The organism is Acetobacter orleanensis, from assembly GCF_001581005.1.
In the GTDB taxonomy this organism is placed as follows: Bacteria; Pseudomonadota; Alphaproteobacteria; order Acetobacterales; family Acetobacteraceae; genus Acetobacter; species Acetobacter orleanensis.
This window is the reverse complement of record NZ_LHZV01000061.1, coordinates 1-12242: the sequence shown is the minus strand read 5'-3', so window position 1 is coordinate 12242 and position 12242 is coordinate 1. Positions and strand designations below refer to the sequence as shown.

14 protein-coding genes are annotated in these 12242 nt (G+C 56.5%); 11 read left to right on the top strand and 3 right to left on the bottom strand.

Annotation, left to right across the window (positions count from 1 at the left end; genetic code table 11):
- Positions 1-498: an SsrA-binding protein SmpB gene (gene smpB / locus AD949_RS07330; protein ID WP_048836082.1), complete on the top strand. Its 498-nt coding sequence runs from the start codon at positions 1-3 to the stop codon at positions 496-498.
- Between the two features lie 102 nt (positions 499-600).
- On the opposite strand, the gene AD949_RS14630 is transcribed toward smpB, so the two are convergent.
- Entirely contained in the window at positions 601-1329 is a 729-nt protein-coding gene (locus AD949_RS14630; RefSeq protein WP_082064745.1) for a cold-shock protein, read from the bottom strand.
- A 309-nt stretch (positions 1330-1638) separates the two neighbouring features.
- On the opposite strand from AD949_RS14630, the gene AD949_RS07320 reads away from it, so the two are divergent.
- The 10 genes from AD949_RS07320 (at position 1639) to mltG (ending at position 10790) form a co-directional block, all read left to right on the top strand.
- Positions 1639-2700 carry a lipid A deacylase LpxR family protein gene (locus AD949_RS07320; protein ID WP_048836080.1) on the top strand — a complete coding sequence of 354 codons (1062 nt, stop codon included), beginning with the start codon at positions 1639-1641 and terminating at the stop codon, positions 2698-2700.
- Between the two features lie 210 nt (positions 2701-2910).
- Complete coding sequence (locus tag AD949_RS07315; RefSeq protein WP_048836181.1) at positions 2911-3267, top strand: hypothetical protein; 357 nt, start codon at positions 2911-2913, stop codon at positions 3265-3267.
- 242 nt (positions 3268-3509) lie between these two features.
- On the top strand, positions 3510-4259 hold the full coding sequence (locus tag AD949_RS07310) for a glycine betaine ABC transporter substrate-binding protein (protein ID WP_048836079.1): 750 nt from the start codon (positions 3510-3512) through the stop codon (positions 4257-4259).
- 14 nt (positions 4260-4273) lie between these two features.
- Positions 4274-5533, top strand: coding sequence for a class I SAM-dependent methyltransferase (locus AD949_RS07305; protein ID WP_174766739.1), 1260 nt, complete (start codon positions 4274-4276; stop codon positions 5531-5533).
- A complete protein-coding gene (locus tag AD949_RS07300) occupies positions 5530-6081 on the top strand; it encodes a YdcF family protein (RefSeq protein ID WP_244463380.1) in 552 nt (183 codons plus the stop codon). The genes AD949_RS07305 and AD949_RS07300 overlap by 4 nt, the downstream gene beginning before the upstream one ends.
- 111 nt (positions 6082-6192) lie before the next feature.
- Positions 6193-7137, top strand: coding sequence for an ACP S-malonyltransferase (gene fabD / locus AD949_RS07295; RefSeq protein WP_048836077.1), 945 nt, complete (start codon positions 6193-6195; stop codon positions 7135-7137).
- Between the two features lie 19 nt (positions 7138-7156).
- Positions 7157-7900 carry a 3-oxoacyl-[acyl-carrier-protein] reductase gene (gene fabG, locus AD949_RS07290; protein WP_048836076.1) on the top strand — a complete coding sequence of 248 codons (744 nt, stop codon included), beginning with the start codon at positions 7157-7159 and terminating at the stop codon, positions 7898-7900.
- Positions 7901-8171: 271 nt separating this feature from the next.
- Positions 8172-8411 carry an acyl carrier protein gene (locus tag AD949_RS07285; RefSeq protein ID WP_006557907.1) on the top strand — a complete coding sequence of 80 codons (240 nt, stop codon included), beginning with the start codon at positions 8172-8174 and terminating at the stop codon, positions 8409-8411.
- Positions 8412-8496: 85 nt separating this feature from the next.
- Entirely contained in the window at positions 8497-9783 is a 1287-nt protein-coding gene (gene fabF, locus AD949_RS07280) for a beta-ketoacyl-ACP synthase II (RefSeq protein ID WP_082064743.1), read from the top strand.
- An 11-nt stretch (positions 9784-9794) separates the two neighbouring features.
- Positions 9795-10790, top strand: coding sequence for an endolytic transglycosylase MltG (gene mltG / locus AD949_RS07275; RefSeq protein WP_048836074.1), 996 nt, complete (start codon positions 9795-9797; stop codon positions 10788-10790).
- Positions 10791-10841: 51 nt separating this feature from the next.
- Here the strand turns inward: mltG and AD949_RS07270 are convergent, their stop codons facing one another.
- Complete coding sequence (locus AD949_RS07270) at positions 10842-11699, bottom strand: lipid-binding SYLF domain-containing protein (protein ID WP_082064741.1); 858 nt, start codon at positions 11697-11699, stop codon at positions 10842-10844.
- Positions 11700-11792: 93 nt separating this feature from the next.
- Positions 11793-12242 (bottom strand): inositol monophosphatase family protein (locus tag AD949_RS07265; RefSeq protein WP_282955670.1); only part of this gene is annotated, 450 nt, incomplete at its 5' end.

The following is a 12242-nucleotide window of genomic DNA, read 5'->3' as shown; positions in this document are numbered from 1 at the left end:
ATGGCAAAAAAACCAGCAAAGCCCACCATGATTTCTCATGGAATCGCGGCGCAAAACCGTAAGGCACGTTTTAACTACACCATTACCGAAACAATCGAGGCTGGCCTTGTCCTCAAAGGGGCAGAAGTCAAAAGCCTCCGCATGGGCCGCGCCACGATTGCTGAAGCTTTTGCCGCGGAACGGAATGGAGAACTCTGGCTGCTTAACAGCTACATTCCAGAATATCAGGGCGGCGTTCTGTCTCGTTTTGATACGCGTGCTCCGCGCAAGCTCCTCCTGCACAGTAAGCAGATCGAGAAGTTTCTTGGCGCTGTGGCCCGAGAAGGTGCCACTCTGGTGCCGCTCGATATTCACTTCAATGCGCGCGGCTGCGCGAAAGTCACGCTGGGTCTGGGTGAAGGCAAAAAGAGCGTGGACAAGCGCCACGCGATTGCGGACCGTGACTGGCAGAGAGACAAAGCCAGACTGCTTCGCAATAAAGGGCGCGGGGACTACTAACCCGTGCTCTTTATGAGAGCGTGTCGCATGTTTTCAAATATTCAGTCATAAAAAAACCCCGCACTAGGCGGGGTTTTCTCGTTTTATACGGATGTATAAAACTTAGTCTGCATCGATTGCAGCGGCTTCTGGACCTTTCTGGCCCTGAACAACCCTTACATTCGTGACCTGACCTTCGTTGAGGCTAGCCAGACCAGAGCGCTCCAGAGCAGAGGCGTGAACAAAAATGTCTTTGCCACCGCCATCAGGCGTGATGAAGCCGAAGCCTTTGGTCGCGTTGTACCACTTCACGGTCCCACGGACTTCTTCTGCAGAAGAAAGGTCCGGAGCCGGACGCGGAGCGCGACCACCACCAAAGCCGCCACCAGCGCGCGGTGCGCCGCCGAAGCCACCACCAGACGGAGCGCGCGGGCGTTCCGGCTGAGCCGTGCTTTCGTCAACGGAAATGACTTCCGCTACCTGACGACCCTTCGGGCCCTGACCGATACGCACGGACAGAGTGGCACCGGGGCTCACGCCATCATGACCAGCCTGAGACAGAGCGTTGGCATGCAGGAAAACATCGCCAGACCCATCAGACAGTTCAACAAAGCCGAAGCCTTTTTCGCTGTTGAACCATTTGACAGTCGCTCCGATTTCCGGACCGGAAGCGATAACCTGCGGGCCACCACCGCCACCACCTGCGGGTCTACGCGGAGCATATCCGCCACGGTCACCGCCACCGCCACCAAAAGCGGGACGTTCGCCATAGGAAGGCGTTGACATAAAATCATCGTCAAATCCGCCGCGGCGCGGAGAACGAGAGCTGCGGTCGGTCCTGTTACTTCTCAACGGTCTTGATCCTGGAGCATGGAGAAGGCATTTGCTTCTCCAGATATTGAAAATACGGCAGAGTGGTCTGCAACCACATCCAAGTATGACTTACCATACCGGCCGTGGCGTATCTATAGAAAAGCATGAAATCAGCAGGGGTTTCACCACTTTTCCTGAGAGTAACATTTTTGTGACTCCCGCACCTGAATAAGGCACAAAACACAGCATGGCGCAGAGCGAATAGCTGGAAAGTAGGGTTTCTTGTTGCTGCGCAATCAACTAAAGACTTTAAAACTGACTCTGCATTGGCAGAACGAGAGGAAACCTATGTCCGCCATCATGAAATTACCCCATGTGAGGTATATTGCTGCCGCAACCCTTATGCTGGCTGGCAGTGCTGTTGTCTCTCGCTCCGCTGCGCATGCAACGCCCCTGCAAGATAAGCAGGGCACATGGACTCTACAGGGGGAAAACGATGCCGTTTCCACCCTGAAAGGCACGTCCGACCAGTATTACACTAGCGGCCTGCGGCTGAACTGGACATCCGGCACGGATACGCTGCCCACCCCCATTGCCGCCATCAACAAAGCCATCTGGGGAAACGGCGTGCAGCGGATCAGCATGGGACTCCAGCAACTGATTTTTACGCCGCGCGATACACAGGCCGCCAATCCGTGGGGAGCGGGCCAGCCCCATAATAGCCTGCTGCGTGACCGGCCTTATTCAAGTCTTTTGCTCGGCACCATCAATCTGATCACAGATACTGACACCACACGCAGCGTGTTTGGTATTCAGGTGGGCGTTATGGGTCCGGCAGGTCTGGGGCGCCAGCTTCAAAATGGTTTCCATGGCGCGATCGGCGATACAAAAAATCTGGGCTGGAAGCATCAGCTACAAAACCAGCCTATTTTTCAGGTGCAGGGTGGGCGCACATGGCGTTTGCCGCTGGTTAATCTCGGCCCGATTGAATTTGACAACCTGCCCTCAGCCTCTGCCGCAATCGGTGACTATCAGATTTACGGCAAACTCGGGGATATGTTCCGCTTTGGGCAAGGGCTTAGTAGTGATTTCGGCCTGCCGACCATTCAGAGTTCAGTCACCGACGGCGGAGACGCCTATAAGGCGACACGCCCGGTTGCATGGTACTTCTTTGGCGGCGTGACGGGGCAGGCTGTGGCGTATGATGCCTCTCTTGAAGGCAACACCATGCGCAGCAATTCCCTGCATGTGAATAAGAAGTGGGATGTGGGTGAAATCCACGCCGGTCTGGCCGTCATGTTCTACGGTGTGCGTGTTTCCTACAGTCAGGTTTGGCAGACTCAGCAATTTGACGGTGCGAAGTCCGGTCTGTTCAACTACGGCTCGCTTATGGTTTCTGCAAAATTCTGATCAGAAACGCTCACAAGAAAATCATTTGCCTAACAAATAGGCATTAAAATTTTGTCACATTTCGTTTTTTGTGGTTTTTGCGCAACTTTATGAAGTTTCTGCCTCATTCTGAGGCGCAAACCCACGTTTTGTCTTGGCGTTACGGAAATCGCCATTTTACATTTGAACTCAGCAAATATCCTCTGGTGTTCGATGGAAATGGAAAATCTGATGCCGCGCAAGAATGATGCCCCATTTGTCAGCAATGTTATCCCATTTCAGATGGAAATTTTGTCGCATCACCGGGAATATCTCTCCCGTTGGGTTCACGCAGGCCAACCCATGGGCGTGTGTGATGCCGATATTTTTTCCGCCGAACAGCGGCAGGCAGGCGTCTCTTCCGGTTACGCGCTGATCTGGGTGCGGGAAACGGCGGACCCGGCCTATAAAATTTACTCTCGTGGCAATAGCTGGGTGGTGATGGACGCCATTCGGGAAAACGTGCTCGGGCAGTTCCGTTCCTTTGCGGACGCCCTGCACATGGTGCGGCCCGTTCTGCCCCTCCCAGAGAAAATTGTGGCTGCCTGACTGACCGGACCTCTTTCCTTCACAGCCCTTTCTCCTCAAGCATGATCTTTTCTGGAACAGTCTGACGCCCATGCGTCAGACTGTTTTTTATTGGCGTTTCTGTTTATTTGACGTCTTGTTGAACGACATGCTGCGCATACGCAGAAGAGCAGTAAAACGATTTCAGGGATTGCGCATCCGGCCGTCTCCTGCTGCAAGGTCTCATCAGCAAGACCTCCAGTCCTGACTTTAAGGAAGATGATATGACGACGATAACTCTCGCCCACCCAGACTCAACAGTTCATGAGGCGACAGCGGCGGCTATCATCCGAGTTCTGGAAGCGAATGATGTCGAGCCGGACATTGTCATCGGCCCGAAATCCGCTCTCGCTGAAATGCTCAAAAATGGCGAGATTGATCTCTACGTCTCAGCATGGCTGCCGGACGATGATTCAGACCTGCTGGCACCGGGAGTAACACCCCTCGGCAAACTGTTTCAGCCCAGCGCATGCTGCTGTATTTCACGCGAAGATGGGCCAGTTGTCTCATTGAGTGACGTCGTGCAGGCCGGTCCGGAACTTTCTCGCACCATTATCACACCTACCTCTCTGCAAAAGCATGTTGAGCAGATGCTTGCTGATTATAGCCTTGCAGCCGCAGGCTTCACTCTTAAAGTTCTGCCTGATGAGGAGGCTTTAGCCTCACTCACGACGGCGCTGAATAGCGGAGACTGCGTTCTCATGCCGCTTGTTCAGCCCTGCTTCCTGTTCCATCAGGGCGGCTTTCGTATTTTGTCTGACCCCAAAGGGAGCATGGGCAAAGAGCAGGAAGCTAGCATGCTGATGCGCCCCGGCCTGACAGACGATATGGATCCGGACCTTCAGGATGAACTGGATGAACTGATGCTGAGCACCAAGGTCATCAGCGCCATGGATTTCGCCATGCGCACGGAAGGGATGACGGCGGATGAGGCTGCCGAATCATGGCAACGCGGCAAGCTGCTGCCGCGCTAAAGGAGTGCTTGCGCGTGACAGAACATACCAGCAGCGATACGCGGGATACTGAACTGGCTGCGCAGTATGAAGCGTATCCCTACCCGGAGCGAAACCCGCAGGATGAAGCACGACGGCTGCTGATTGGCAGCCCCAGCCATCTGCGCGAAATTGACTACTGGGTGTTCGGCGCAAAGCGTCCACGCAGCCAGCCGCTTCGCGCCTTGATTGCTGGATGCGGCACAGGCGACGGCGCAATCATGCTTGCCACACAGATGGCACGCGCAGGCCGACCGGGGGAAGTTGTCTGCGTTGACCGTTCCCGCCACGCTCTCTCCATCGCGCAGGCTCGCGCCACCATGCGCGGCCTGACGACTATACGCTTCGTAGAAGGCTCCCTGACTGATCTGGGAGCACTTGACCTCGGCCTGTTTGATTACATTGATTGCTGTGGTGTTCTGCACCATCTGCCCGACCCCGATGCAGCACTGGCCGGGCTGGTGGCAGCCCTCGCACCGGGCGGGGGCATGGGGGTGATGGTCTATGCGCCTTATGGTCGCACCGGCGTCTATATGATGCAGGACGCGCTGGAACAGCTCGCCCCATTTGATGAAAAACCGGCGACCCGTCTGGACATCGCCAAACGTGTCATGCGCCATCTGCCTGCTACGGCATGGCTGCGGCAAAACGGCAATTTTGGGGACCATCTGAGCGGTGGAGACGCCGGTTTGTATGATCTGCTCCTCAACCCCAGAGACCGTGCTTATACTGTTGGGGCGTTTCTGGACTTGCTGGATAGGGCAGGGCTGGAAAGCACGTGCCTGATGGAACCAGCACGGTATGATCCCGCACTTTTCCTGCCCGACCCAAAGTTACGGGCACGCATCACCCAGCTTCCCGCACGGGAACAAGCCACGATTGCAGAGTCTCTGGCGGGCAATATGGCAACCCATGTGGCCTATGTCGTCCGCAAAGGGACCAGCGTTACGCCTGCGGATGCCTGCTCTTTTGATGCCGTGCCTGTCATGCGGGAAATTCCCGGCATTGAACTCGCCAAGCAGATGCGGCCTGACCATACGCTGCCTTTTGCTTTCGGAACGCTAGTTGTGCCGGTTCCGTTGCCCCCGCAGGCGAGGGGGCTTCTGCCGCTTATCGACGGTGAGCGCACAGTGGGCGAACTGGCCGCAATCCTCGCGACACGCGGCGTACCGGAAAATAAATTCCATGCGGTCTGGCAGGAAACCTTTTACACGCTGGAACGCCTGAACCGCGTCCTGCTCCAGCCCCCGGCATGACGCTGCGGCCTGACACGCCCGCAAGTGGTTGGGCTGGGCTGGACGCCATACCGATCATCATTTTTGGCGCAGCACTTCGGGCTGATGGTGCGCCCTCTCCCGCTTTGCAGCATCGGGTGCAAGCCGCCTTAAGATTTGGTGCAAATCAGGCCCAGCCGCTTTATCTCGTAACGGGCGGCGTGCCGCGTAAGGGGGTGACAGAAGCCGCCGTGATGCGCGGGTTACTGCTGGATAACGGTGTTCCCGCCGAGACCATCCTTGCCGACCACGCCGCAACGGATACGTTTGATTCCGTGGTAAACTGCACAAAAATTCTTGAGCAGCAGGGGTTGGGCGACCGTCGGGTCGCACTGGCAACCAGCCGCTACCATCTCCCGCGCTGCCTGCTTCTCATGCACCTTGCTGGGTGGCATGTACACGCCGTGCCCTTTCCATTTCCTGTTACGGGCCGTGAAAACCGACTGCGAACAGGCCTGCGAGTGGGGCATGAAATTGTTGCCAGCGTATGGGATGCCCTGCTGGTCATTCGCTGGCGTATTGTGCGCTGAGCACGGGCAGCGTATCTTTTCACTTTCTCCTTTCAAACAGCACTCCATGAACTGCGTTTGATCTGATTTCAGCCTGTCAGGCTTGAAGAACCTCTTGAAACAGTAGGTATTATGGCTGTTTACGCTTTTATTTTTCCGGGGCAGGGTAGCCAGTCCGTCGGTATGGGGGCTGACCTTGCCGCTGCCTTTCCTTCAGCACGCGCTGTGTTTGAAGAAGTGGATGACGCACTGGGCGAAAAGCTCTCCAAGACCATTTTTGAAGGGCCGATGGAGGCTCTGACCAGCACGGACAATACGCAACCCGCTTTGATGGCTGTTTCCATGGCGGTGCTGCGTGTTCTGGAAGAGCAGGGCGGATTGGATCTGGCCGGAAAAGCAACCCTGCTGGCCGGGCACTCTCTTGGGGAATATGCCGCACTGGCGGCTGGCCGGGCGTTTGGCGTTGCGGATGCCGCACGTTTGCTCCGCACCCGCGGGCTGGCCATGCAGAAAGCCGTGCCGGCAGGTGAGGGCGGAATGGCCGCTCTTATTGGCGCGACACTCGCTCAGGCGCAGGAAATCTGTGAAAACGCCGCGCAGGACGGCGTTCTGGAAATCGCGAATGATAATGGCGGCGGGCAGATTGTTATTTCCGGCACCATGGCCGCTATCGACAACGCCATTGCGCTCGCCAAGGACATGAAAATCAAGCGGGCCGTCAAACTGCCTGTGTCTGCTCCATTCCATTGCTCTCTGATGCGTCCGGCAGAAGATGTCATGGCCGAAGCCCTTGCAAAAGCGGACATCGCCACCCCCATCGTGCCCGTTATCGCCAATGTGACCGCCGATAAGGTGACTGACCCGGATGCGATTCGTCAGGCTTTGACAAAGCAGGTGACAGGCCGTGTCCGCTGGCGCGAAAGCGTGGAAGCCATGACCGGCATGGGCGTGGATACATTCGTGGAAATTGGCGCGGGTAAAGTTCTCTCAGGCCTTGTGCGCCGTATTGACCCGGAAGTTGCCACCAGTTCTGTCGGCACGGTCTCTGACATAGAAACCTTCCTGAAATCCTTTTAAAACAACGGAATAAAAGATTATGTTCAGGCTTGATGGAAAAATCGCTCTGGTGACGGGCGCCTCCGGCGGCATCGGCCGCGCGATTGCCGCGACGTTACACGCACAGGGCGCTACCGTCGTTCTGTCCGGCACGCGGGAAGCCGTGCTGCAGGAGCAGGTTGCGGAACTGGGTGGTGAGCGGGCGTTTTATGTCACGGCCAACCTGTCCGAACCGGCGGAGGCTGACGCGCTGGTTGGCAAGGCGGAAGAGGTTGCAGGTGCACCTCTGGATATTCTGGTCAATAACGCTGGGCTCACGCGGGACACGCTCGCCCTGCGCATGAAAGATCAGGACTGGGATCAGGTTCTGAATGTGGATCTGTCCTCCCCCTTTCGCCTGTGCCGTGCTGTTCTGAAAGGCATGCTGCGCCGCCGGGCCGGTCGCATTGTGAATATCGCCTCTGTGGTTGGCACAACCGGCAACGCCGGGCAGGCCAATTACGCCGCTGCAAAAGCGGGCATGGTGGGGATGAGCAAATCCCTCGCACAGGAAGCGGGCTCCCGTGGCGTGACCGTCAATGTCGTGGCACCGGGCTTTATTGTTACCCCCATGACGGATGTTCTGCCGGATGCTCAGAAAGAGAAGCTGACCAGCGCCATTCCGCTGGGCCGCCTTGGCAAACCGGAAGATGTTGCCTCTGCCGTGCTCTATCTGTGTTCCGAAGAGGCCGGGTGGGTTACAGGCTCCACGCTGCATGTTAATGGCGGCATGGCTATGGTATAAACACGCTGCGGAGGCTATTGCTTCAACAGATCGTGCAAATTGTTTTTGGATGTGGCAGACAGGCTCCGTAAATGGTCTGGATGCAGGTGTCCGGAACACAGTAGACCGGTTCATGTTGGCGTGAGCCGGAAAAACGTGCTAAGCGCCCGCAACCCTGTTGTGTGAGGGAAGAATGAGCAACCCGCTCACCCACACAACAACAGGCAAACTGGCAGACTTAAGCGCCTAGATAACTTGCCCAATTGACAGGGCCCATAGGAAGCAGAGACAGATGAGCGAAATCGCTGACAAGGTTAAGAAAATTGTGGTCGAGCATCTCGGCGTCGAAGAAAGCAAGGTCACGCCGGAAGCGTCCTTCATCGACGATCTGGGCGCAGACAGCCTTGATACCGTTGAACTCGTGATGGCTTTTGAAGAAGCTTTCAATGTCGAGATTCCGGAAGACGCTGCTGAAAAGATCGCCACGGTTAAAGACGCGATTGACTACATCGAAAAGCAGAAAGCCGCCTGATTTAGGCCGCTTTTTTTTTGCAGACTAACGGAAGGTCCCTCATTCCTTGAGGGGCCATACAGATTCAAGCGGGGAGCGGGCTGGTTTGTTGCAGTCGGCCGGAGCAAATTCGGGCCGGAGACGCGTTGTCGTCACTGGCATGGGCATGGTGGGGCCTCTGGGCCTCGGTGTCGAAAACGTATGGTCACGTCTGATCGCAGGGGAAAGCGGGATTGGTCGAATCACGCATTTTGACCCTAGCGATCTGCCTGCGCAGGTTGCCGGACAGGTGCCGGAAGGACCAACTTCAGAAGGAAAGCTGACGCTTTCTGACTGGGTGTCGGTCAAAGACCAGCGCAAGATGGACCGTTTCATTCATATGGGACTGGTCGCAGCGACAGAAGCTGTGGAGGATTCCGGCTGGAAACCTCAGACTGAAGAAGATAAATGCGCCACAGGTGTGATGATTGGCTCAGGCATTGGTGGTCTACAGACCATCTATGATGCCTCCATCACGGTGCATGAGGGGCGCGCCAAGCGTCTTTCTCCCTTCTTTATTCCATCGGCTCTCATCAACCTTGTCTCCGGGCATGTGTCCATCAAATACGGGTTTCAGGGGCCAAACCACTCTGTGGTGACAGCCTGCGCAACCGGTGTGCATGCTATTGGTGATGCCGCGCGGCTCATCATGTTTGGCGATGCGGACGTGATGGTCGCAGGTGGGGCGGAAGCAACCGTCTGCCCTCTGGGGATTGCCGGATTCTGCTCAGCCAGAGCGCTTTCAACGGGGTTCAATGAAACACCACAGAAAGCCTCCCGCCCGTGGGATAAAGACCGCGACGGTTTTGTAATGGGTGAAGGCGCTGGTGTGGTTGTGCTGGAAGAGTACGAACACGCTAAAGCGCGGGGTGCCAAAATCTACGCGGAAATCGTAGGCTACGGCATGTCGGGTGATGCCTATCACATTACGGCACCGGCAGAAGGGCACTACGGGGCTTTCCGCGCCATGCGCTCGGCTCTGAAAAGTGCCGGGGTCACGCCCGCAGATATTGGCTACGTCAACGCTCATGGCACCTCCACAATGGCGGATGACCTTGAGCTTGAAGCTGTCGAGCGTCTGTTTGGCGATGATGCCCGTAATCTGGCCATGTCCTCCACCAAGTCTTCCACCGGGCATCTGCTTGGTGCGGCTGGGGCGATTGAAGCCATTTTCTGCATGCTTGCTATCCGTGACAACGTGGCGCCTCCCACGCTTAACCTTGATAACCCATCACGCGAGAGCGTGATTGACCGGGTCGCGCATACAGCGCAGCAGAGGCAGATTAATGTTGCTCTGTCCAACAGCTTCGGCTTTGGCGGCACAAATGCCAGTCTGGTTGTGCGCGGCGTCTGATAAAGGACGATATGCGCAGGTTATTATCGGTCCTGTTCCTTCTGCTCCTTCTGGGGGCAGGAGGCACGGTCCTTAAGGCTTGGCTCGATTTTAAAAATCCGGGGCCATTAGTAACCCAGACTGATGTTGTCATTCCTCATGGCGACTATCTCAGCACGATCCGTACATTGCAGCAGGCCGGAGTTCTGCATTCCGGGTTCTGGACAGAAAAACTCTGTCTGGCCGCAGTGTTGCTAACCCGTAAAGACGGACAGCTTCACGCCGCGGAACTACATTTTCCTGCGTTTGTTTCAATGCAAGATGCCCTGCATATTGTGCGGCATGGTCGCCCAGTGCTGCATAAGCTGACGATTCCGGAAGGCCTGACGGCGCATCAGATTCAAGCGCTGCTCCAGTCGGCACCCTTTCTGGAAGGCGATGCACCTTTGCCTCCCGAAGGCTCCGTCATGCCAGAAACTTACGGCTACCTACGTAATACCGACCGAAAAGCTTTGCTGGACCGAACGCAGACAGCCATGACGAAAGCAGTCCTGACTGTCTGGAATAAACGCGCACCTATATCGGAAATTCCTGATGAGCAGACATTTGTGACTCTGGCCTCTCTGGTGGAAAAGGAAACCGCTCTTCCCGCCGAGCGTCCGCTTGTCGCGCGTGTTTTTATCAATCGGCTACAACAGGGCATGAAACTGCAAACGGACCCAACGGTCATTTACGCTCTGACCAATGGCGCGCCGCCTCTGGGTAGAAGCCTGACCCATACGGATCTTCAGGTCAGCAGCCCTTATAATACTTATATGGTAACAGGGCTGCCGCCGGGGCCGATTTGCTCTCCGGGTCTATCCTCTCTGGAGGCTGTGGCGCACCCCGCAGACGGGCCTATGCTGTATTTTGTTGCAAACGGGCAGGGCGGTCATAGCTTTGCGACCAGCCTGACAGAGCATAATAAAAATGTGCAGGTTTTTCGGCAGAAAAAACAGGCCGAACATGCCCAAACGCCGCAGCATTAAGGGCATGGAGCCGTAAGAAAGCCAGCAGGGACCTTCTGCCCCAACCGGATTTTATCGGGATTTTATCGGGGCAAGAGTTTCATGTTTGACGCTGCCCATGCTGCCAGAGCCCGGCGTTGTCACAGCGTCACTCCCGATCGTATCAGCACCGGTTGCCGCACCACGCTGCGCCGCACCGGTTTTTGCGGATGACGCAGCCGTTGCCGGGGCCATTTTTCCGTACCGGGTGAGCACACTCCGCAGCGGGTCCGCTCCGGGGTTGTTTACCCGCATGGACACCACAATATCTTCCGGCCCGACGCTTTGGTGATAGTAAGCCCGGTTGGCATCGCTGTTAACCGTCAGTTTTGTGCCGCCTAGAGCCGCGCCAGCAAAAAGCCCCTGCGATTTCTGCGCCACAAGAATATCGGTGTTGCTTGCGCCGGCATTGCCGCGTTCAACATTGCTGCTCAGGGTCGCGAACGAGACCCCCGCATTGGCACCAAACTGAAACTGGCTGTCCAGTAACGCCTGCAAACCGCGATCTGTCATGACAAAAAACATGGCCTGCGAGTTCTGTACGCCTATCTGAATGCCGAAGGAGGCCGTGCTGAGCGTGTAGAAAGCCGGGTCAGACCATGAACCACGTGCATCACGCGCCAGCAGCAGGCACCCGCCTCCAGCTCCGCCGAACGCAATGGACATGCGGAAAATGGAAGGACAGACCATAACAGCGCGGGATTTGCCGAGATTGATGGCGACGTTGCTCTGTGGCGTCGCACCCACAAAAATATCCTGCACCGTCAGCGCAGCCTTATCCACGAGCGTCTGCCCGCTATCCGCCGCATGAGCCCGCACAGGCGCGCAAATCACAGCGGTTGCCATCCCCAGAGCAAGAGAAAAGGAGGAAAAACGGTAAACTGACCGCATTCTGGTAGTCTCCAATATGGGCCTCAATTACTGGCCAAGTCTTAAGTCTCTTTTGTGGCGGCAGAATGGCCCGAAGGCCAGAGCTCACCGCTTTTAATCCAGAGAAATTCCTACGGCAGAGGACAATGCCCGCGCAATATGCGGATTTGCCGCTAGAATTGTCGCAGGGCCTGTCAGCCCACCCTCCCGCAGAAATGGTGAGACACAGGCCCCTGCCTCCGCCAGAAGAGGCAGAGCGGCTGCGACATCCCACAGATTAATGACAATTTCGATATATCCGTCCAGCCGCCCGCATGCGACGTCCGCCAGCGCCAACGCGCCGGAGCCACCAGACCGCGGCATGGCCCCGAGGTCCATAATAGCATCAATTTTTTCCATGAAGATTGGTTTGGGAACCCGGTTGCTCCAGCCCATTTCAATCATGGCACTCGCCGGGTCCGTGACCGGGGAGGCCTGAATCCGTTTACCATTGAGAAACGCGCCCTGACCCCGCAGAGCCGTGTACACTTCCCCCAGCGCAGGGGCTTCAATTACTCCCGCCAC